General features: G+C 60.1%; 22 protein-coding genes. 7 read left to right on the forward strand and 15 right to left on the reverse strand.

Annotated features, from left to right (window positions below):
- The 3 genes from GLP43_RS13945 to GLP43_RS13955 all read right to left on the reverse strand — a co-directional run bounded on the left by GLP43_RS13945 (nucleotide 1) and on the right by GLP43_RS13955 (nucleotide 3,559).
- Nucleotides 1-1,749: a peptidoglycan -binding protein gene (locus GLP43_RS13945; RefSeq protein ID WP_237279771.1), complete on the reverse strand. Its 1,749-nt coding sequence runs from the start codon at nucleotides 1,747-1,749 to the stop codon at nucleotides 1-3.
- 2 nt (nucleotides 1,750-1,751) lie between these two features.
- Entirely contained in the window at nucleotides 1,752-2,954 is a 1,203-nt protein-coding gene (locus GLP43_RS13950; RefSeq protein WP_237279772.1) for a biopolymer transporter ExbB, read from the reverse strand.
- A 74-nt stretch (nucleotides 2,955-3,028) separates the two neighbouring features.
- Complete coding sequence (locus tag GLP43_RS13955) at nucleotides 3,029-3,559, reverse strand: gamma-glutamylcyclotransferase (RefSeq protein ID WP_237279773.1); 531 nt, start codon at nucleotides 3,557-3,559, stop codon at nucleotides 3,029-3,031.
- 58 nt (nucleotides 3,560-3,617) lie between these two features.
- On the opposite strand from GLP43_RS13955, the gene GLP43_RS13960 reads away from it, so the two are divergent.
- Nucleotides 3,618-4,652, forward strand: coding sequence for a DUF2125 domain-containing protein (locus tag GLP43_RS13960; protein ID WP_237279774.1), 1,035 nt, complete (start codon nucleotides 3,618-3,620; stop codon nucleotides 4,650-4,652).
- Between the two features lie 11 nt (nucleotides 4,653-4,663).
- On the opposite strand, the gene GLP43_RS13965 is transcribed toward GLP43_RS13960, so the two are convergent.
- From GLP43_RS13965 to rpsD, 4 genes are all read right to left on the reverse strand, one after another.
- A complete protein-coding gene (locus GLP43_RS13965; protein ID WP_237279775.1) occupies nucleotides 4,664-5,437 on the reverse strand; it encodes an extensin-like domain-containing protein in 774 nt (257 codons plus the stop codon).
- Nucleotides 5,434-6,354 (reverse strand): prephenate/arogenate dehydrogenase family protein, encoded by a 921-nt coding sequence (locus GLP43_RS13970; protein ID WP_237279776.1) that lies wholly within the window; start codon nucleotides 6,352-6,354, stop codon nucleotides 5,434-5,436. Before GLP43_RS13970 ends, GLP43_RS13965 begins: the two co-directional genes overlap by 4 nt.
- Before the next feature lies 1 nt (nucleotide 6,355).
- Entirely contained in the window at nucleotides 6,356-7,438 is a 1,083-nt protein-coding gene (hisC, locus tag GLP43_RS13975) for a histidinol-phosphate transaminase (protein WP_237279777.1), read from the reverse strand.
- Nucleotides 7,439-7,605: 167 nt separating this feature from the next.
- Nucleotides 7,606-8,226 carry a 30S ribosomal protein S4 gene (gene rpsD / locus GLP43_RS13980; protein WP_005849596.1) on the reverse strand — a complete coding sequence of 207 codons (621 nt, stop codon included), beginning with the start codon at nucleotides 8,224-8,226 and terminating at the stop codon, nucleotides 7,606-7,608.
- Nucleotides 8,227-8,714: 488 nt separating this feature from the next.
- Here rpsD and GLP43_RS13985 point away from each other — a divergent pair, with 488 nt between their 5' ends.
- Nucleotides 8,715-9,638: a response regulator gene (locus GLP43_RS13985; RefSeq protein WP_237279778.1), complete on the forward strand. Its 924-nt coding sequence runs from the start codon at nucleotides 8,715-8,717 to the stop codon at nucleotides 9,636-9,638.
- A gap of 15 nt (nucleotides 9,639-9,653) precedes the next feature.
- Here the strand turns inward: GLP43_RS13985 and GLP43_RS13990 are convergent, their stop codons facing one another.
- The gene (locus tag GLP43_RS13990) at nucleotides 9,654-10,241 is read right to left on the reverse strand and encodes a DNA-3-methyladenine glycosylase I (protein WP_237279779.1); all 588 of its coding nucleotides are present in this window, start codon (nucleotides 10,239-10,241) and stop codon (nucleotides 9,654-9,656) included.
- A gap of 126 nt (nucleotides 10,242-10,367) precedes the next feature.
- On the opposite strand from GLP43_RS13990, the gene GLP43_RS13995 reads away from it, so the two are divergent.
- From GLP43_RS13995 to phbB, 3 genes are all read left to right on the forward strand, one after another.
- Nucleotides 10,368-11,210: an EAL domain-containing protein gene (locus GLP43_RS13995; protein ID WP_237279780.1), complete on the forward strand. Its 843-nt coding sequence runs from the start codon at nucleotides 10,368-10,370 to the stop codon at nucleotides 11,208-11,210.
- A 121-nt stretch (nucleotides 11,211-11,331) separates the two neighbouring features.
- Nucleotides 11,332-12,507 (forward strand): acetyl-CoA C-acetyltransferase, encoded by a 1,176-nt coding sequence (locus GLP43_RS14000; RefSeq protein WP_237279781.1) that lies wholly within the window; start codon nucleotides 11,332-11,334, stop codon nucleotides 12,505-12,507.
- A gap of 183 nt (nucleotides 12,508-12,690) precedes the next feature.
- Nucleotides 12,691-13,413, forward strand: a complete 723-nt coding sequence (gene phbB, locus GLP43_RS14005; protein ID WP_237279782.1) for an acetoacetyl-CoA reductase — start codon at nucleotides 12,691-12,693, stop codon at nucleotides 13,411-13,413.
- An 89-nt stretch (nucleotides 13,414-13,502) separates the two neighbouring features.
- On the opposite strand, the gene GLP43_RS14010 is transcribed toward phbB, so the two are convergent.
- The 3 genes from GLP43_RS14010 to GLP43_RS14020 form a co-directional block, all read right to left on the reverse strand.
- Complete coding sequence (locus GLP43_RS14010) at nucleotides 13,503-13,667, reverse strand: YdcH family protein (protein WP_005849604.1); 165 nt, start codon at nucleotides 13,665-13,667, stop codon at nucleotides 13,503-13,505.
- Nucleotides 13,668-13,779: 112 nt separating this feature from the next.
- On the reverse strand, nucleotides 13,780-14,529 hold the full coding sequence (locus GLP43_RS14015; RefSeq protein WP_009825220.1) for a tRNA1(Val) (adenine(37)-N6)-methyltransferase: 750 nt from the start codon (nucleotides 14,527-14,529) through the stop codon (nucleotides 13,780-13,782).
- A 5-nt stretch (nucleotides 14,530-14,534) separates the two neighbouring features.
- A complete protein-coding gene (locus GLP43_RS14020) occupies nucleotides 14,535-14,756 on the reverse strand; it encodes a putative signal transducing protein (protein ID WP_074634802.1) in 222 nt (73 codons plus the stop codon).
- Between the two features lie 59 nt (nucleotides 14,757-14,815).
- On the opposite strand from GLP43_RS14020, the gene GLP43_RS14025 reads away from it, so the two are divergent.
- A complete protein-coding gene (locus GLP43_RS14025) occupies nucleotides 14,816-15,814 on the forward strand; it encodes a polyprenyl synthetase family protein (protein ID WP_237279783.1) in 999 nt (332 codons plus the stop codon).
- Between the two features lie 26 nt (nucleotides 15,815-15,840).
- Here GLP43_RS14025 and GLP43_RS14030 read toward each other — a convergent pair whose 3' ends face one another.
- From GLP43_RS14030 to soxR, 4 genes are all read right to left on the reverse strand, one after another.
- Nucleotides 15,841-16,698: a 4-(cytidine 5'-diphospho)-2-C-methyl-D-erythritol kinase gene (locus GLP43_RS14030; protein ID WP_237279784.1), complete on the reverse strand. Its 858-nt coding sequence runs from the start codon at nucleotides 16,696-16,698 to the stop codon at nucleotides 15,841-15,843.
- Nucleotides 16,695-18,413 carry a tetratricopeptide repeat protein gene (locus GLP43_RS14035; protein ID WP_237279785.1) on the reverse strand — a complete coding sequence of 573 codons (1,719 nt, stop codon included), beginning with the start codon at nucleotides 18,411-18,413 and terminating at the stop codon, nucleotides 16,695-16,697. Before GLP43_RS14035 ends, GLP43_RS14030 begins: the two co-directional genes overlap by 4 nt.
- 192 nt (nucleotides 18,414-18,605) lie before the next feature.
- A complete protein-coding gene (locus GLP43_RS14040; RefSeq protein ID WP_005849615.1) occupies nucleotides 18,606-20,255 on the reverse strand; it encodes an electron transfer flavoprotein-ubiquinone oxidoreductase in 1,650 nt (549 codons plus the stop codon).
- A gap of 152 nt (nucleotides 20,256-20,407) precedes the next feature.
- The gene (gene soxR, locus GLP43_RS14045; protein WP_237279978.1) at nucleotides 20,408-20,860 is read right to left on the reverse strand and encodes a redox-sensitive transcriptional activator SoxR; all 453 of its coding nucleotides are present in this window, start codon (nucleotides 20,858-20,860) and stop codon (nucleotides 20,408-20,410) included.
- A 93-nt stretch (nucleotides 20,861-20,953) separates the two neighbouring features.
- Between soxR and GLP43_RS14050 the strand changes: the two genes are divergently transcribed.
- Nucleotides 20,954-21,337 (forward strand): VOC family protein, encoded by a 384-nt coding sequence (locus GLP43_RS14050; protein ID WP_237279786.1) that lies wholly within the window; start codon nucleotides 20,954-20,956, stop codon nucleotides 21,335-21,337.
- The last annotated feature ends 8 nt before the right edge of the window (nucleotides 21,338-21,345 follow it).

Below are 21,345 nucleotides of genomic sequence, written 5' to 3' on the forward strand. Positions count from 1 at the left end.
CTACTTCTCGGTCAGCTTCAGCTCGATCCGGCGGTTTTGCGCGCGGGCGGATTCCGTGTTGCCACTGGCAACGGGCTGATATTGACCAAATCCGTTCGCGGCCAGCCGTTCCGGTGCGATCCCGAGGAAGTTGATCATATATTTGACCACCGACAGGGCGCGCGCCTGACTAAGCTCCCAGTTATCCGCAAATTCGCCCAACCCCGACAGCGGCTGGTTGTCGGTATGCCCGTCTACGCGAATGACCCAGTCGATTTCAGGCGGGATATCGGCTGCGATGTTGCGCAGGATACCGGCGACCTTGGCGATCTCTCCACGACCATCGGCGGAGAGCGTGGCGGCCCCCGGGGGGAACAACACCTCGGAAGAGAAGACGAAACGGTCCCCCTCGATGCGCACACCCTCCTGATTGCCCAGAAGCGCGCGCAAGCGACCAAAGAACTCGGACCGGTATTGTTCGAGGTTCTTCGTCTCGGCCTCAAGCCGCGCACGTTCAGCCGCTTCAAGCTCGGCGCGGCGGCGTTCTTCGGCGGCGACCCGTGCGAGGGCGGTGTTCAGGTCTGACCCCAGCGACTGCAACTGCACCTCTTTCGCGGCATCGCGTGCAACGGCGTCATCCAGCAGGGATTGCAGCTCCCCCAACTGGCCGCGCAGGGCGGCAACCTGCTGGTTCAACAACTCTGTCTGGCGCTGCGCGGCGGCGGTGGCCGCTTCTTCCTGCGCCAGCTCGGACCGGGCAGCATCCAGCAACGCGGCCTGTTTCTCTGCATCCGACAGCTCTGCGTCGGCGCGGTTCTCAGCGGCCAGCTTTGCCGCAAGCGCATCCGCCAATTTAGCGCGCAGCTCTGCCCGATCGGCCTGTGTTGCCTCAAGAGTTTCGGTTTCCGCCAGCGCAGCGGCAAGTTCGGCATCCAGCGTTTCCTTGGCAGCGCGGGCAGCGGCGAGCAGGGTCAGCGTATCCTCGGCCTCTTGGCGTTGCGTCTCAAGCGCCAGCGTCATTGCGGTCAGCTCTGCATCGGCGTTTTCCAGCTTTTCGCGCAAGCGTTCGGCGGCGGCAGCTTCGGCCAGACGAGCGGCTTCGGCCTCTGACAGCGCGGCGGCGTTCTGCGCCGCGGCGGTTTCCAATGCGGCCTGCGCATCCTGATTTTGCGCCCGCAGATCATCCACCAGCGCCGTGAGCGCATCACGGCGGGCTGCGGCAAGGCGGGCGGCTTCGGCCTGGGCATCCGTTTCTGACCGCGCCTGCGCCAAGGCAAGGTTCAACGCCTCTTGCGCGCTCAGCAGTTCTTCTTGTCGTGTCTCAAGCGCCTCTCCACGGGCGACTGCCGCATCCCGCTGGGACAACAGACTTGCAACCTGAGCTTCGAAACCGGTGATCTTGGCCTCTGCCGCATCAAGCTGTGCGGCCTGCGCATCGCGTGTCGCGGTCAAGGAGGCGATCATCGCCGCCTGCTCTGCCGCCTGATCGCGGGCAGCGGTGAGGGATGTGTTCAGCGTCCCCAGTTCTGCCTCAAGCTCGGCCGTGGTTTGCCGTTCCATCCCAAGCGCTTGCGCCAGCGCCGCGACTTCACCCGACAGTGAATTCAGCTCGTTCTCTTGGCCGTTGATCCGCTGGGTCTGTACGGCTTGCAGCACCATAAAGATGGTCAGCACGAACATCAGCACCAACAATAGACCCGTCATCGCATCAACGAATCCCGGCCAGATCGAGCCCTGAAACCGTGCCCCAGTGCGTCGGGAAAGCGCCATGATCAGCTGCCCTCGGTGTCGGTACGGTCAGGGGTGCGCAAGCGGCGCGGCTCAGCGCCACGCGGGGCCGACAGCGCCTTGGCCAGCAAGGATATATCCTTGCGCAACTCGGCCATAGTTTCCTGCCGTCCGGCTGAAATCTCTTCGAGAATACGCAGCATCTGCACGTCGATCGACCGCAGGCGCATCCGGCTTTCCGCATCCGCGCGTTCGTGTTCACCCTGCCCTTCAAGCACGGCCACCATACGCTCCTGCCCTTTGGCGATCCGGTCAAAGCTTTCGGCCGGCGTATCGGTCTGTGCGGCCCGCGCGGACAGTTCCTCCATCGTGACGGCCAGCGCACCGATCTTGCTGTTCAGTGCGGTCTGGCTTTCCGCCGATTGTCCGATCAGCTGACGCAGGCTGTCCATCTGTTCGGCCATGTGATCCAGCACACCTGCCACCGCGTTTTGATCCGACGCGCCATCCTCTCCCGAGGAAAAACCGACGCGGGTGATCGAGCTGAGCCAATCTTCAAGCTCTTGATAAAAGCGGTTCTGCCCGTGACCGGCAAAGAGTTCAAGCAAGCCAACCACCAGCGACCCCGCCAGCCCCAAAAGGGACGATCCGAACGCCACGCCCATACCGCCAAGCTGCGATTCTAGCCCCGTCATCAGCCGCGCGAACATGTCGGTGCTGCCGTCCCCTTCTTGCGGGGCGAGGCTGCGGATGGTTTCAACCACCGCCGGTACGGTCGTCGCCAAGCCGTAGAACGTGCCCAAAAGCCCAAGGAAGATCAGCATGTTGACGATATAGCGCGTGATCTCGCGCGCTTCGTCGATGCGGGTGGCGACGGAATCGAGGATAGATCGGGTAGAGGTCGCGTTCACCTGCATCCGCGCGCCGCGTGTGCGCAGCAGCGATGCCAGCGGTGCCAGCAGCTGCGGGGCGACGGCATCGGCATTGGGCGCGTCAGAGGCGAAATTCTCGATCCAGCGGACAGAGCCGATCAGCTGCACCACCTGGTAAAAGCAGGCGATCACACCGATGAAGAAGACGACAATAATGACCCCGTTCAAATAGGGGTTCGCAGCAAAAATAGGCAGAACGCTTGGCAGCGCCAGAAAAGCCCCGATGCAAGTCAGCCCGAGGGCGATCAGCATCAGCGTGATCTGCCGCACCGGCTGGGAAAACTGTGGTTTGGATTCGCGATCTGACTGCGCCATGCCTCGTGGCTCCTGACACTTTTGTGCTTCTGTTGCCGCAGCCTACACTTAATCCCGACGGTTATGCCACGGATTTATGCGCATAAAGTCTTTACGCGGTCGTGCAGCCACGCCAGCGACGGATCATGCAGCCCGATCTGCGTCAGATGCGCTGCGGTGTTGAATAGATATTCGGTATTCGGCCCCATGCCGCCAACCGCGCCCGAGATGATCTGCGCCTGCTCTTCCAGCGGCAAGCCGCCGCAGTATTGGTCATGTTCTGCGTCAATCACGTAGACCAAAGCCGCAACCGTGCGCCCGTCCTCTAGCTGCACATCCAGCGTTTTCTCTACATAAGCCGACGACACAAGCTCGCGTTCGCGCAAATAGGCCAGCGTCGCCTCTTCGGCGCCCGGTGCCACGCGCAGCGCCATGCCATCGCAGGCCGTGCCCGTATCCGCATCCAGCGCCAGCACAAGCCCCGGACGTTCGACAGAGCCACGGTGGTGGATGGAGCGCATGCAGAAAGACCGCGCATATCCGGGCAACCGCCCGATCACGCTTTCCGCGACGTCAAACCCCGGTTTCCACAATAAGCTGCCGTAACCGAACACCCACATTGCCATGTCTCTGGTCCTTTATCATTGGCTTGTTTAAAGCTGCGCTATCGCAGGCGTTAATAAGGTGTTGGGTAAAATGGGCAAGGTCGTGTTGGTTATTGTCGTTCTGGCGGCGGTTTGGTGCGGATGGTGGGTCGCGGCCTCCTCTGGATTGCAGCGGGGCATCGCGAAACTGATCGAAACGCGCCGCGCAGCCGGGTGGCAGGCAGACGTGGGCGAAATGAAAAAGCAAGGTTTCCCCACGCGGTTGCAAACCCGCCTGACCGATGTGTCCTTGACCCCGCCGGCCCAAAGTGCCGGGCGCGGGATCGCCAGCGCCGTCGCGGCAAAGCGCATCGACATCTCTACCCCCGCATACTGGCCCGGATATGTCACCGTTGCCTCGCCCTATATCGAGCTTGGCCTGTCCGGCCCCAACCTGCGCGCCATGTTGTCGGCCGAGGACGTGACAACCGATTTGCGCCTACGGCCCAGTGTTTCCGGCCAGCTGGACCGGTTGACGCTGGACGGCGGTGCCTGGGTGCTTGACCTGCCCGTCACCGGCCCTGTCGAGGGGCACGGATTGAACGTGAGCGCTGTGCAACAGACCGTCGGCCAGCCGATCTATGATCTGGCGCTGGACGCGCAGAATGTCACCCCCAGTGCCGCGCTGCGCGGCCTGTTCGGCCTGCCTGACGATTGGGCAGAGGCATTTGACACCGTCACCGCCAAAGCGACCATCACCTTTGACCGGCTGTGGGACCGTAAGGCCCTTGGCCGGACCCGCCCCCAGCCCCGTGTGATCGACCTGCGTCACGCCGAGCTTGCCTGGGGCGACATTGCCCTGTCCCTGAATGGCACGATTGCCGTTGCCGAAGATGGTCTGGCAACAGGGACATTGTCGGTCGCGGCACAGGACTGGCCGACGATGCTGATCATGGCTGAGAGCGCGGGATACATCCCCCCCAACTTCCGCCCCCAAGCGGAACAAATGTTGAAGGGGTTGGCGCAAATGTCGGGGAACACCGATGCGCTGGATCTGGACATCACCGTGAAGGACGGAAAAATGTCTGTGGGTTTCATCCCCTTGGGCCGAGCACCCAAGATTATCTTGCGCTGAATTGCGTTAAATCAACGGCAATAGGTCCCCTTGCGATACCGCGCCGTGTCGAAATGGAAGTGATCCAGATGGAAGCGGTTCGCTTTCGGGCCAAGCACGGTACCAAACGGCCCGCAGGCCCCCTTGTGCACCCGCCGCATGGCCTTACGGCTCGCGGGGGCATTCCAGCCCTTCAACACGCTGACCTCAGCGCCGCTGTGCATCTGGAAACCCGAGATATCGATCGCCCGCCCGCGCCCGTGTTCTGATATCTTGCCACCCGGCTGGTTGTTGCGCGTCCGGCAGGCGTAATGGGCGGCGACACGCAGCCCGCGCAGGCCACCCTGACCGGCAAAAGCGGGCTTTGCCGATTGATCAATCCATGTTTTCAATGCTTTGGCAGTCTTGCAGTCCATCACCGCCGCTTGGCTCAACCGCACGCCCGACACCGACTGGATCTGCACCGCATCGCTGACGCCGCAGCCCTTGAGCTTGGGTTGCAAGCGCCCGATCGCTTTGCCCTGAATGGAATTATCCCCGCATACCGCGCCCTTGGCCAGCAGGCGGAGTTTGGCCTTGGCCGCTTGTTCTAGCTTACGGCTGCGCAGGCTGGGCCGTAGCGAGGAGGCGATCCCGCCCGTGGCCGCTATCGCGCGTTTGGCCCCCACATTGCGCGGCTGCGTGGCGATCGCCCCTTGAGGTGTCAGCGCAGGACCCCCGGCCAAAGCCGGCGGGCGCAAAGAGGTATCGGGCCCGGCCAGTGCGGCACCGGAAAGCAGCGCGTATATCAGCGCCGCCCGGATCATTTATTGCCGGGTTGGCGACCAAAGTTCGGCGCGTCCGTATCCTGCCCCGCTTCGATAATCCCGCGACGGATCGCGCGGGTACGGGTGAAGTAATCATGTAGATGATCTCCGTCCCCCATACGGATCGCGCGCTGCAATGCGAAAAGCTCTTCCGTAAAGCGGCCCAGAATCTCTAGCGTGGCATCCTTATTGGTCAGAAACACATCGCGCCACATGGTCGGATCGCTTGCCGCGATGCGGGTAAAGTCGCGAAAGCCCGCGGCGGAATATTTGATCACTTCGCTATCGGTCACGCGGCGCAGATCATCGGCCACGCCCACCATCGTATACGCGATCAAGTGCGGCGCATGGCTGGTCACCGCAAGCACCAGATCGTGATGCTCCGCATCCATTTCCTCGACATTGGCACCCATACCATCCCAGAGGTTCCGCAACCTTGAGACCGCATTGGCGTTGGTATCGGGCACAGGCACCAGCAGGCACCAGCGGTTGTCAAAAAGCTCTGCAAAGCCGCTGCGCGGGCCGGAGTGTTCGGTCCCCGCCAAAGGGTGTGCGGGGATGAAATGCACCCCGTCGGGCAGCAGTGGGCCCACTTGCGCGATCACATCCGCCTTGACCGACCCCACATCCGTCACCGTGCAGCCGGGTTTGAGATGCCCAGCCATCTCGGCTGCGACCGATCCCATGACGCCGACGGGCACACAAAGCACCACCAGATCCGCGTCTTTCACGGTCTTGGCGATGGAATCGCAGACCTCGTCGCACAGGCCAATCTCGCGGGCTGTGTCGCGGGTTTCGGCGCTGCGTGCAAAGCCCGACACATGGCCCGCAAGCCCGCCGCGCTTCATCGCCCAGAACATCGAAGAGGCGATCAGCCCCAAGCCGATCAGCGCGACTTTCTCATAGATTACGGGCATATCAGTCGCCTTTAAACTGTCGGATCGCATGCACCACACGGCGGCATGCGCTTTCATCGCCCACGGTGATCCGCAAGCAGGTCGGCAGCTGGTAGCCCGCCACGCGCCGCACGATCAATCCTTGGGTCTTGAGGTATTCATCACAGGCCTCGGCCTCGTCCTGCGACTTGAACCGCGCGAGGATGAAGTTCGCGCAAGACACATCAGACGGCACGCCGATCTCTGCCAGCGCGTCAGCCATCCAAGTACGCCATTTGGCGTTCTCGCTCCGGCAATGGGCGGCGTAGCCGGTATCCTTGATCGCCGCCGTCGCCGCATTCAGCGCGGCTTGCGACAGGTTGAACGGCCCGCGCACACGATTCAGCACATCGATAATATGCGCCGGTGCATAGCCCCAACCGATCCGCAGCCCTCCCAGGCCGTAAAGCTTGGAGAACGTCCGCGTCATCACGATATTATCGTGGCTATCGACCAAAGCCGCGCCGCCGTCATAGCCTTCGACATATTCGGCATAGGCCCCGTCGAGCACCAGAATAGCCTGTTTGGGGATACCGGCGGCAAGACGTTCAATTTCGCTCAGCCCGATCATGGTGCCGGTGGGGTTGTTCGGATTCGCAATGAAGACCAGCCGCGTTTTGTCGGTGCAACCCGCGAGCAGCGCATCCACATCCGTCACCCGTTCGTTTTCTGGCACCTCGACCGGGGTCGCGCCGTTGGCCAGCGCGGAGATCCGGTACATGCCAAAGCCGTGCACCGTGTGCAGCACCTCTGCCCCCTCACCCGAGAACGCTTGGCACAAAAACGCAATGATCTCGTCCGAGCCGGCCCCGCAAATGATGCGGTCAGCGTCCAGCCCGTGCACCTGCGCGATGGCCTGACGCAGCGCGGTATGATCAGAGGACGGATAGCGATGCAGATCATAGGACGCATCGCGGAACGCTTTGACGGCCGCGTCGGACGGGCCAAGCGGGTTCTCGTTCGAGCTGAGCTTGATCACATTATCAAGCCCCGCCACATGGGACGCCCCGCCTTGATACAGCGCGATGTCCATAATGCCGGGTTGCGGGCGAATAGCGGTTGTCATCTGTCATGTCTCCTGTCGGGCGGACCATAAACGCGCGCCGTCGCCAGCGCCACTACGATCTTGTCCCAGCGTCATATGGCCCCACGCTAAAGGCGCGTCACCAAACGCAAAAAGGGCCACGCCGGTCTTTCCAGCGTGGCCCCTTCGGCATTGATATGCGAGGAACCTTAGTTCTTCGCGTAGAATTCGACCACGAGGTTCGGTTCCATCATGACAGGGTATGGCACATCGCCCAAAGCAGGGGTGCGTACGAATGTCGCTGTCATCTTGGAGTGATCCGCCTCGATGTAGTCAGGCACGTCACGCTCTGCCAGTTGCGTCGCTTCGAGCAGGGCAACCATTTGCTTGGAACGGTCACGCACTTCGATCACGTCGCCTTCTTTGACGCGGTAGGAAGGAATGTTAACCTTCTTGCCGTTCACTTTGACGTGGCCGTGGTTCACGAACTGGCGCGCAGCGAAAACGGTCGCTACGAATTTGGCGCGGTATACAACGGCGTCCAGACGACGCTCCAGCAGACCGATCAGGTTTTCACCTGTGTCGCCTTTTACACGCTCGGCTTCGCCGTAGATGCGGCGGAATTGCTTTTCGGTCAGATCGCCGTAGTAGCCTTTCAGCTTCTGCTTGGCGCGCAGCTGAATGCCGAAGTCGGACATTTTGCCCTTGCGGCGCTGACCGTGCTGGCCGGGGCCGTATTCACGACGGTTCACTGGGGACTTGGGACGGCCCCAGATGTTTTCGCCCATACGGCGGTCAATTTTGTGCTTGGCAGCTGTACGCTTAGTCACGGCTGTTCTCCTTTTTGAGGCCCCCGCAGGATTGCGACGGGCGGTAAAGGGCGTTGTCCTCTGGCCGAAGCCTGACAGGGTTCCCCTTGCGGGGTCCACCAACACCAATCAAGCGGCGCTTATACGGGGCTGCGGGTGGGAGTCAATGCAGGAACTTGGCCCAATTAGCTTCAAATCGTAGCTTTTCCCGAGCAACACCCGCCAGCACCCGCATATTGTCCTGTCTTTGACGATCTATCTAGCCGCCCCGCACCCCCTGCTTCACCCGTTACTGCCTTAGAACTGCCAAAATCGTTAACAAAAGGTTAAAAATGGCACTTTTAAGTTGAAATTTTAACGATTGTCACGCAGCATCAATGTGTTGAACGGTTTGAGGGGGCTAGTGTGACGCATAACATGGGCTATCGCGACGGATACCGTCGGCATCCTATGCACTTCATCGGAACTCATAACGCAGTTGTGGTGCATAGTGTCGAAAGACCACGCACATGAGAATCTTAGCCGTCGAGGACAACCAAGATCTGCGCAATTTGCTAGAAGAATATCTTCGGACGCAAGATCACGAATATGTCCGCACGGCCGCCTCCGGCAAGGAAGCGCTTGAAATCATCCACAGCGCGCCGGTTGTTTTCGACTGCCTACTGCTCGACATCCAGATGCCGGAAATGTCCGGCGTAGAGCTGATCCCTCACATCCGACAAATCGACGGGTACGAGTTCGTGCCCATCATTATGCTCACCGGCGTTAAGAACAGCGAAAGCATCGCGAAATCCTTCGTGGCGGGCGCGTGGGACTATATCGTCAAACCGTTCGAGTTCTTCGACCTTGAGGCACGCATTCATGGTGCGGAAATGCGCAATGCCGAATTTGTCCGGCACCTGAAACGCCCGCATGAATCCCCCAACCAAGAGAATTTCGACGTTCTGAAAGAGCTTGCGCTCGACCGTCCGATGTCGCCGTCCGAGCTTTCCGAGAGCGGCCTTGTCCCGCAGGACGCTTTTGAAAACTGCATTATGCGCATGCAATCCGAGTTTGGTGGCGGCATGCAGATCGCTGTGATCGTGCTGCAGAACTTTGCGGATGTGCTTGCGCAGGTTCCGCAAGACCAGCGCGTCGAATTTTCCGTCGGACTGGCACGCAGGCTGACTGATGCGCTCAGCAGCCTGAACCTTATCGTGACCTATCGATCAAACGGCACCTTCGCCGCGCTCTCGCCCGCGCTTAAAACGCAATCCACGCTCAACATCGCTGACGTGGTAAAGAACGCGGTCCAGACTTCGCCAGAGGCAGCATGTCATCGCGATATCGTGGTCAACGTCGACTACTGCCGCACCAAGGCATTCTCGACCAGCGGCGACACGATTGTGATGCTCGACCAACTCGCAAAGCGCCTAAGTACCGTTACCGCTTAACACGGTGACGGTGGCCTAGCCGGCGTCCCAGTCATGTTTGGGCATTTGCGCCACAGCCTGATGACGGGGACAGCACGTCAAATGGTCATTCACCATGCCCACAGCCTCCATAAACGCATAGACGATTGTCGGGCCGCAGAACTTAAACCCCCGTTTTTTCAAGTCAGCCGATATCTGCTTTGAAAGCGGCGTCCATGCGGGAACATCCGACTGACGCTCAAACCGGTTTTGCAGTGGCTCGAACTCCACGTATTTCCATAAGTACCGATCAAATCCCTCCTTCTTTTCAATCTCTTGCCAAACGCGTGCATTTGTAATCGCCGCCTCTATCTTTCCGCGGTGGCGGATAATGCCGGGGTTGGTGAGCAAGCGTTCAACCTCGGCGTCACCCCATGTGGCAATGACATTAGGGTCAAATCCGGCAAAAGCCTCGCGGAAATTCTCTCGCTTTTTAAGTATCGTGATCCAACTCAGCCCTGCCTGGAAGCCATCAAGGATCAGTTTTTCCCAAAGCGCGCGGCTGTCATATTCCGGCACACCCCAGTCAGTGTCATGATAATCCAGATAAATTTTCTCTGGCCCAGCCCAGTCACACCGCTGCATCCGCATCCCCTTCTCCGACGGATCTGGCCGGATGGCTAAAATTTGTACTGCATTGCCGCGTTAACCCGGCGTTACAAGTTTGCGCGCCAAGGTGACATGAGAACAGCGATAAATGGAAGCGTCACTTTGGAAGATATATCACCACACCCGCTCGCCGATCTGCCCGAGGGGTCGAACAACCCGCTCGACTACGCGCTGACCCAACGCGACGGCAGCACACTGGCCATGGTCAGGGCTGCTGTCGCGCATAATCAGACATTGATGGCATACCAGCCTGTCATGCGTGACGCGGACGACCCCAAAATCGCCTTTTACGAGGGGTTTATTCGCATTCTGGATCCCACCGGTCGCGTCATTCCCGCCCGCGAATTCATGCCCGTGGTAGAGAAGACGCAGCTTGGCCGCGAGATTGATGTGCTGTCGCTTAATGCTGGACTTGCCGCGCTGAGCGAAAACAAAGGGTTGCGCCTTTCGATCAACATGTCCGCGCGCTCTATCGGGTATGCGGGATGGACGAACCTCCTGAACCGGTGGCTGTCGCGCGACGGCACCATTGGCGAACGTCTCATTCTGGAAATCAGCGAAAAATCGGCGATGCAGATGCCAGAGCTCGTCTCCAGCTTTATGGACCAGCTCCAGACACGGGGCGTTTGCTTTGCATTGGATAATTTTGGCTCTGACTACATCGCCATCCGCTATTTGAAGGAGATGTTCTTCGACATTCTGAAGATCGACGGACAGTTCGCCCGCGGGGTGAGCGACCACCCCGACAATCGTGCAATCGTGTCAATCATGGTGTCGATCGCGCGGAACTTCGACATGATTACTGTCGCGGAACAGGTGGAAAATCAAGACGATGCATCCCTGCTTCTTGCGCTTGGGGTCGATTGCCAACAGGGCTTTCTTTATGGCGCACCAACTACCCAACCCTACTGGCAGAGCACGCCGGAAGAGCGCAAAAATGCGTAAGAGAACATGGCGCGATTGCCGCATGTGCAGCAATGGGATATGTCCAAACCATAGAAGACGGGGGAACGGGAAAACGCCGTATTATATTACCCCACGTCAGTAGTTCAGGGGAAGAACACATATGACCAACGTTGTCATCGCATCCGCAGCGCGCACGCCTGTCGGCAGCTTCAGCGGATCCTTTGCAAATACACCCGCGCACGATCTGGGTGCCGCGGTGCTGAAAGAGATCGTCGCCCGCGCAGGCATCGACCCTTCCGAGGTCAATGAAACAATTCTGGGTCAGGTTCTGACCGCCGCTCAGGGGCAAAACCCTGCCCGTCAGGCACATGTAAATGCGGGCCTGCCCATCGAAAGTCCGGCATGGTCAATCAACCAGGTCTGCGGTTCCGGTCTGCGCGCGGTCGCTTTGGCAGCGCAGCACATCCAATTGGGCGACGCCGATATTGTGGCAGCCGGTGGTCAGGAAAACATGTCGATGAGCCCCCACGCACAAAATCTGCGTCCGGGTCAGAAAATGGGCGACATGCAACTTATCGACACGATGATCCGCGACGGTCTGTGGGATGCGTTCCACGGGTACCATATGGGTCAAACAGCTGAAAACGTTGCCGCTAAATGGGACATCAGCCGCGATGCCCAAGACGCATTCGCGGTTGCCTCGCAGAACAAAGCCGAAGCCGCCCAGAAGGCCGGTAAATTCCAAGACGAAATCGTGCCTTTCACCATCAAAACCCGCAAGGGCGAGGTGGTTGTCGATCAAGATGAATACATCCGTCACGGCGCCACGATGGAGGCGATGCAGAAACTGCGCCCCGCCTTCACCAAAGACGGTTCCGTCACTGCAGCCAATGCGTCCGGCCTGAACGACGGGGCCGCTGGCGCATTGCTGATGTCCGCGGATAATGCCGAAAAGCGCGGGATCACACCGCTGGCGCGCATCGCATCCTACGCCACCGTTGGCCTGGACCCGACGATCATGGGTGCCGGCCCGATCTATGCGTCGCGTAAAGCGCTTGAGAAAGCGGGCTGGAAGGCCGAGGATCTAGACCTTGTCGAAGCTAACGAGGCGTTCGCGGCGCAGGCCTGCGCGGTTAACAAGGACATGGGGTGGGATCCATCGATCGTGAACGTGAACGGCGGTGCCATCGCAATCGGCCACCCCATCGGAGCCTCCGGCGCGCGCATCCTGAACACGCTTTTGTTCGAGATGCAGCGACGCGGCGCGAAAAAAGGTCTCGCGACTCTGTGCATCGGCGGCGGCATGGGCGTGGCCATGTGTCTTGAGCGTCCATAACCCTTAATCAACGGCTTCCGGTGGCGTGCATTCGACGATAATCCGCGCCACCGGAAAAACATCTGCTATTTCCCTGCGTAAACTGTTGCAATGAAACCTAAGCCTGACTACAAATTCCCCACGTAATTTAATTACGAATTTAGTAAGGCAAACGAAACAACATTGCCTTTAGGGGAGAGATTTATGTCACGTGTTGCACTTGTAACAGGGGGAAGCCGCGGGATCGGGGCGGCTATTTCCACAGCTTTAAAAGACGCCGGATACACCGTCGCGGCAACATACGCCGGAAACGACGAGGCCGCCGCGCAGTTTACAGAAACCACGGGCATCAAAACCTACAAATGGAACGTCGCCGACTATGACGTTTCCAAAGCCGGGATTGCCAAAGTCGAAGAAGATTTAGGGCCAGTTGATGTGGTCGTAGCGAACGCAGGTATCACCCGCGACGCGCCTTTCCACAAGATGACGCCCGACCAGTGGAACGAAGTGGTTGGCACCAATTTGACGGGTGTTTTCAATACGATCCACCCGGTTTGGCCTGGCATGCGCGAGCGCAAGTTCGGTCGGATCGTCGTCATCAGCTCGATCAACGGGCAGAAAGGTCAGTTCGCCCAGGTGAACTATGCCGCGACCAAAGCAGGCGATCTGGGCATTGTGAAATCACTCGCTCAGGAAGGCGCGCGCGCCAATATTACCGCGAATGCGATCTGCCCCGGCTATATCGCGACGGATATGGTGATGGCGGTGCCTGAGAAGGTGCGCGACTCTATCGTGGCGCAAATCCCGACCGGCCGCCTAGGCGAACCCGAAGAAATCGCCCGCGCGGTTGTATTCCTTGTCAGCGATGATGCGGGCTTTATCAACGGGTCCACGATCACCGCGAATGGTGCGCAGCATCTGGTCTAAACGGCCGACATGAACGCAAAAGGCCAGCGCATTTCGCGCTGGCCTTTTTGTCGGCGGCCCAATGGGCACGCCAACGGAATTATAATCTGTCAGGCGGAAAGCCGGGTAATTTCCTCTTTCAAGCGCAGCTTCTCCTTTTTCATATTCGCAACCTTTAGCCCGTCCATACTCGGCGATCGTTGGGCCTGTTCTACAGCGTCACTCATTGCCAAATGCTTCCGTTTCAGAGCATCCAGATGTGCGTCAAAAGCCATGTAACTCTCCTTAGGTTATGTTGCGTAGAATGATTGAAGCACGAAATATTCCACCTGTCACGCGGCAGCGCAGCAAAACTATCGACAAGTTGAGATATCGGCGAGAGGCTGCTTAGAATGGCAGCGCTGCGCCCTCGCGCAGGACCGCTCGTATTTCGGGCACATAGCTGTCGCCGTCGCTCAAATGTTGTGCGCCTTCGTGCATGATAAGGGGCGCGTTGAGGCGAAACGCCCCCCGCCCGCTTTTGCGCGCGCGCAGGATGACCAGTTCAGCCATGCGACCGATGCGCGGTGCGATTGGCAGCACCTCTATGCTGCCCATATCATGGGGTAGCGCGCGGATCAGATCGGGCAGGCGTTCCGCCCGATGGATAAAATGCGCCTGCCCTTTCGGGGCAAGGCGTTTGGCCGCGATCTTGACCCAGGTTTCCAAGGGGGTCGCTTCACCCAAGGCGGTTTCACGACCGCTGTTCGTCGCAGCGACAGAGGCATGCCGATCGAAATACGGCGGGTTGGCAAGAACGTGGTCAAATTGTCGCTGCCGTAGGGCCAGCGGCATGGCATCAATGTCGGCCTCGACCACTTCAAATGCTGGATTATTGCGCCGTGCAAGTGCGGCATATGCAGGCTGGATCTCGACCCCCGTCAGCTGCAAGCCCGGCACCCGCGCGCCCAGACAAAGCGACGCCGCCCCTACCCCGCAGCCCAGCTCTAGCACGCGCTGACCGGCCTGCGCCGGAACCGTTGCAGCCAATAAAACAGGGTCGACGCCCGCACGGTAGCCTTTACGCGGCTGCCACAAATGCAGCTTGCCGCCCAGAAACGCATCCCGCGTGAGCGCGTCGGGGTCAAAGACGTCCACAGCGGTTATTTGGGCAACCCGGTGGGGATATCGTTGTCGCGCAGGACCCGCGTTGCGGCGGTGTAATCGTCGTCGTGCACCATCAAGCGGCGGGGGAAAATGCCGATCCCGCCTTCAAGCACGCTCATGTTTACGTCCAGCGGAAAGCAGTCTATATCCTCGCCCTGAAGAAGGGCGCTGGCAAAGGCGATTATCGTCGGGTCGGTTGTGCGCAAAAGTTCCTTCATAACAGAGATGTAAGGGCAATCGACGTTGATTGTCGAGCCTTCCAATTAAGGTCGTGTAAATGACGAGCGAAAACACCCAGAAACCACATGACCGGATGGCGGCCTATCTCAGCGCGGATATGACCGCGGTGAACGATCTGATCCTCGACCGCATGGCGTCAGAACATGCGCCGCGCATCCCCGAGGTCACGGCCCATCTGGTAGAGGCAGGCGGCAAGCGGCTGCGCCCGATGCTGACCCTCGCTGCGGCGCGTCTGTGCGGCTATGACGGCCCCTACCACGTGCACCTTGCCGCCACAGTCGAATTCATTCACACCGCGACCCTGCTGCACGACGATGTGGTCGATGAAAGCGCGCAGCGTCGTGGACGGCCGACGGCCAACTTGTTGTGGGACAACAAATCTTCGGTGCTGGTGGGCGATTACCTTTTCGCGCGCAGCTTCCAGCTGATGACCGAGACGAATAACATGCGCGTGCTGGCGATCCTGGCCAATGCCTCCGCCACGATTGCCGAGGGCGAGGTGCTGCAACTGACCGCCGCGCAGAATCTGGCCACGGACGAAGGCATCTACCTACAGGTCGTGCGCGGGAAGACGGCGGCGTTGTTTTCGGCGGCGACGCAGGTGGGCGGGGTGATTGCCACGGCCCCTGACGCACAGGTTCAGGCGCTTTTCGACTATGGCGATGCTTTGGGCATCGCGTTCCAGATTGTTGACGATCTGCTGGACTATCAGGGCGACCCGAATGCCACCGGCAAGAACATCGGCGATGACTTCCGCGAGCGTAAGCTGACCCTGCCGGTGATCAAGGCGATCGCCAAGGGCGACGCAGCCGAACGTGCCTTCTGGACCCGCACCATCGAGAAGGGCAAGCAGGAGGACGGCGATCTTGAACACGCTCTGTCGCTGCTGAAAGCACATGGCACTCTGGATGGAACCAAGGCAGAGGCGCTGGCATGGGCGGAACAGGCCAAGACTGCGCTGAACACCCTGCCGGATCACGAGCTGACGCAGATGCTGCACGATCTGGCCGATTACGTCGTCGCGCGTATTAGCTAGTCGTCCCCCACTGGGGCGCGCCGAAGCTATCCCAGCATTGGTGCGGCGGTGACCCACCAGCCGGGCTGTGCCGCGGCAATACGCGTGACGGCGCGCTGCGCCAGTGCCTCGGTCTCGTAAAGGCCAAAGCAGGTCGCACCAGAACCCGACATACGCGCCAGCAGCGCGTCCTTTAGGCTGCCCAGACAATCTGCCACCTCTGGCACCACCTCGATCGCCGGTGCCTCCAGATCGTTGCGCTGTGTGGCCAGCCAGGCGGCGAACGCAGGCGCGCTGGTGAATGCGGGTAGTTCTTTGGGCATGGGCGCGTTGGCGCGGGAATCGAGCTGCGAGAAGACCTCGGGCGTGGCGGCGGATTTGTTCGGGTTGATCAGCACCAGCCAGCATGGCGGCAGCTTGGGCGCGGGCGTCAAACGCTCGCCGATCCCCTCCATCCGCTGGGGGGTGTCATGCAGACAAACCGGAACATCGGCACCCAGTCGCGCCACATCGTCGGGCACCGGCAGCCCCCAATGCGCCGAGAGCAAGCGCAGCGCCGTGGCCGCATCCGCTGATCCTCCGCCGATCCCTGCCGCGGCGGGAAGGTTTTTCGTCAGATGCAGCCGTGCCCCCCTGCCCGCGCCCGCGTCCAGCAGCCGCGCCGCACGCACCACGAGGTTGCGGTCATCATGGGGGGCGGCACCGCCATAGGGACCATCGATAAACAGCTCAAGCTGGTCAGAGGGGGATACCGCGATCCGGTCGCCCACGGCGGCGCGCACCACAAGACTATCCAGCAGATGGTAGCCGTCGCTGCGCTGCCCGGTGACATGCAGGGTCAGGTTTACCTTGGCCCAGGCGAAACCCGCGTTGGCAACACCGAGGGCAGCGGCTTGGGTCGTCATTTCTCGGCAGAGGCTTTGCTGAGAGGTTCGGCCCCTTCTTCGGCCAATACCGCGTCCAGCCCCACCTCGAGCTTGCGGCGCATGCGGTCGGGATCGGCCTCGCTGTCTGTGTCTTCGGGATCCACAAACGATAGCGCCCGACGCCATTGGAATTCTGCCTCACGTTGACGGCCAACGGACCAGTAAACGTCGCCCAGATGGTCGTTGACCACCGGATCAACGGCAACCAGTTCAACGGCCCGCTCCATCTGGTCGACGGCCTCTTCGTAGCGGCCCAAACGGTACAAGACCCAACCCAGTGAATCGACGATATAGCCCGAGTCAGGGCTCGCCGCGACAGCGCGTTCGATCATGTTCAACGCTTCGTCCAGATTGCGCCCCTGTTCCACCAGCGAATAGCCGAGGTAGTTCAGCACCTGAGGCTGATCGGGGTTGATCTTGAGAGCGGCGCGAAAATCGCGTTCGGATGCCTCGCCATTGCCAGAGCGTTCTTCGGCAATGCCGCGGGCGTAATACAGAACCCAGCGTTGCGGATTGCTTTCGGGTGTCAGCTCTATCGCGCGATCATAGGATTTGATTGCGGCCTTGAAGTTGTCTTGCGCCCGCAGCGCATCGCCCAAGGCGGAGTGGACCGATGGCAATGTGCCATGGCTGCGGGTCAGCTGTTGCAGAACCTCGATCGCCTGCTCTGGTTTGTTCGACCGGCGCAATGCGGCCGCGCGCCCCAGCTCGGCTGCGTGATAGGCGGGGTTGTCGGCGGGTACGTCCTGCAGCTCCTCGATCGCAAGCTCGTACTGGCCGATGTTTTCCAGCAGATCGGCGGTCAGCAACAGGTCGTCGATATGATCGGGGCGCAGGTAACGCGCGATGCGCGAATAAAGCAGCACATAGTAGTCACCGGCACTTTCATTGCGCAGCACGGCGGCGAAGGTAAAGAAGACTTCGGCAATGCCTGCCTTGGCATCGGGGATCTGGGTAAAGGCGACCTGCCCCTCCCCCTGCAAGGCGGCGACCAACCCGTCAAGTTCAGGGTCGCTGCTGGCCCCGAAACTATCGGTCAGCAGCGCAAGCGCCTGTTCATTGCGCCCTAGTTGGCCAAGGATTTCCGCCCGCGCGATCACACCGCGCCGTGTCTGCCCTGCCGATCCCGCCTGGTTCGAAGCAAAAATCGCCTCCGCCCCTTCGTAGTCTCCGACCGACGCCAGTGCCAAAGCCTTGTGATACAGCACGAACCCCTGCATGCCGGCTTCTTTGCTCAGATCGTCGAACTGGGTGATGGCGGCGGTCATGTCGCCCACGCCCACATGCGCCCAAGCCTTGACCAAACCGTCCACCCAAGGGCCGATCCCGCCCTCGTCTGCGGATTGTTCGATCAGACCCGCATAGTTTTCTTCCTGTGCCATGCCAGCGGTTGTCACCAGATAGGCGATCTGCCCGGGCTGGTCCGACGCGGCCATGATGCGCGCCAAAGGCAGGGCGCGATCGATATCCCCCAGCGAGAGCAGCGCCAGAACCGTGCTTTCAAGGAATTCGGGGTTCTTGGGATCAAGCGCCAGCGCCTCGCCATAATATTTGGCAGATTCCGCAAAATCACTGCGCACCGCAGCATGCCGACCGGCAAGATAGGCCCCCGCCGCCGATTGCGCCTGTACGGGCATTGCAACGGCTCCGGTCAGCGCCAAGACGCTTGCGGTCAACAGAAGGTTACGGATCATACTGGCACGCCTCATTTGTATTTGCGCGCAAGGCTAACAGGTTCACGACCAAGCGCAATGCCGCCTATCCAAAGGGACATCCCGCTTATCCTATATCGGCGGAACCTTGCATGAAAAAAGGCGCGCCGCAGCACGCCTTTGATCGATTTCATCCAGTAAGTGATGCTTACACGTCAGGCCCGCAAGCGACGCTTACATATTAGGATAGTTCGGGCCATCGCCACCCTGCGGCGTGGTCCAGACGATATTCTGCGTCGGGTCTTTGATGTCGCAGGTCTTGCAGTGCACGCAGTTCTGGAAGTTGATGACAAAGCGCGGGTCCTTGCCGTCTTCCTCGACGAATTCATACACGCCAGCGGGGCAATACCGCGCCGAGGGGCCAGCGTATTCCGGCAGGTTGATGTTCACCGGCACCGATGGATCCTTCAGCGTCAAATGCGCGGGCTGGCTTTCGTCGTGGTTGGTGAACGAAAACGCCACGTTGGTCAGACGGTCAAAGCTGAGCTTGCCATCGGGCTTGGGGTAGTCGATCTTCTTGTGCTTGTCGGCTTTTTCGGTCGCTTCGGCATCGGATTTACCATGCCCCAGCGTCCCCAGCAGCGAGAAGCCGAAAGTATTGGTCCACATGTCGAACCCACCCACGGCGAGCGAGGTCACAAGGCCGTACTTGCTCCACAACGGCTTGACGTTGCGCACTTTTTTCAGATCTTTGCCGATCTCGCCGCTGCGGACATCTTCCTCGTAGGCGGTCAGCTCGTCACCGGCGCGGCCTGCCTGGATCGCGTCATAGGCCGCTTCGGCGGCAGCTTTGCCCGACAGCATCGCGTTGTGGTTACCCTTGATGCGCGGCACGTTGACCATGCCCACGGAACAGCCCAGCAACGCCACACCGGGTGCGACCATCTTGGGCATCGACTGGTAGCCGCCTTCGGTGATGGCGCGCGCGCCGTAGGCCACGCGCTTGCCGCCTTTCAGCAGCTCGGCAACCATCGGGTGGTGCTTGAAGCGCTGGAATTCCATGTAGGGGAAGACATGCGGGTTCTTGTAGCCAAGGTGGACAACGAAACCGACGTAGACCTGGTTGTTTTCGATGTGATAGATGAACGACCCGCCGCCCGCATTGCTGTTCAAAGGCCAGCCCATCGTGTGGGTCACGGTGCCCTCTTTGTGCTTGGCGGGGTCGATCTCCCAGATTTCTTTCATGCCAAGGCCGTATTTCTGCGGCTCTTTACCGGCGTCCAGATCGTATTTCGCAATCACCTGCTTGGACAGGCTGCCGCGCACGCCTTCGGACAGGAAGACGTATTTGCCGTGCAGTTCCATACCGGGCTCATAGCCGTCGCCCTTGGTGCCATCGGCGCTGATGCCGAATTCACCGGCCACAACGCCTTTGATCTCGCCATTGTCGCCATAGACCAATTCGGAGCACGCCATACCGGGGAAAATCTCGACCCCCAGCTCTTCGGCCTGTTCTGCCATCCAGCGGCAGACATTGGCCATGGAAACGATGTAGTTCCCGTGGTTGTTCATCAGCGGCGGCATGGGGAAGTTCGGCACCCGGATTTTACCCGCCTCGCCCAGCATGTAAAAGTTGTCTTCCTCGACCTTGGTCTTGATCGGCGCGCCTTTTTCTTTCCAGTCGGGCATCAGGGCGTCCAGACCGATCGGGTCCAGAACCGCACCCGACAGGATATGCGCCCCCACCTCGGAGCCCTTTTCCAGCACGACCACATTGCAGTCGGCGTCGAGTTGTTTCAGACGGATCGCGGCGGACAGACCGGCAGGGCCCGCACCGACGATAACGACGTCATATTCCATTGCTTCGCGTTCAACTTCGGCCATTTGGGGCTCCTCTTCGGGCAGAAAACGGTTTGGATTTCGCTAAACCAGCACGGTCGCTATTGCAATCGCAACACAGCGTAAATTAGCGCACCCACGACAGTTTGCATCTTAAATGTTGCAGGTGCAGCAATATTGTTTCGCACCGTAAAATGCTAGCTGCGCGGATCTCCCATCAGATAGCGCGGCCCCTGCCCTTTTTCCCCCGCGCGGTCTTGGGGGTTATAAAGCGCACAGGCCTGTAGGCTCAGGCATCCGCATCCGATACACCCATCTAGGTCGTCGCGTAGACGGGTCAATGTCGCGATCCGGTCGTCCAGCGTTGTACGAAACGCTTGGCTGATACGCGCCCAGTCCTGTTTGGTTGGGGTGCGCCCATCTGGCAGGCGGTCCAGCTCTTGCTTGATCTGCGGCAAGGTAAAGCCGAACTGCTGCGCGATCATCACAAAGCTAAGCCGCCGCAGATCGGCACGCTCGAACCGTCGCTGCCCGCCGCTGTTGCGCCACGGTTTAATCAACCCTTGCGCCTCGTAATAGCGGATGGCGGACACCGCCAAGCCTGTGCGCCGCGCCAAAGCGCCAATCGACAACCCGTCATTCACCGCCATAGACATTCCCCGAAATAATCCTTGACCTAAAGTTAGGTTTAGAAATTACACACCATAGGGTCAACGTCACAAACACGGAAGGAAGACAGAGCAATGCCAGCACAATTGGAACATGCCAACATCACCGTAACCGACCCGCAAGCCACCGCAGCCTGGATGGCGCAGATCTTTGGCTGGCGTATCCGCTGGCAAGGCGATGCGATTGCGGGCGGACATACTATACATATCGGGACCGACAGCTCATACGTGGCGCTCTACACACCGAAGATGACGCCGGCCACGGGCACCAGCAGCTATGACACCACCGGCGCGCTGAACCATATCGGGGTGACCGTCGATGATCTGGACGCCGCCGAAACCTTGGTCAAAGCGCAGGGGTTCACGCCGGTGAACCACGCCGATTACGAACCCGGGCGGCGCTTCTATTTTCGCGACCATGACGGTGTCGAATACGAGCTGGTCCAATACGATGACTAAGCGCGGAT

This window comes from Sulfitobacter sp. M39, from assembly GCF_021735935.1.
Taxonomy (GTDB): domain Bacteria; phylum Pseudomonadota; class Alphaproteobacteria; order Rhodobacterales; family Rhodobacteraceae; genus Sulfitobacter.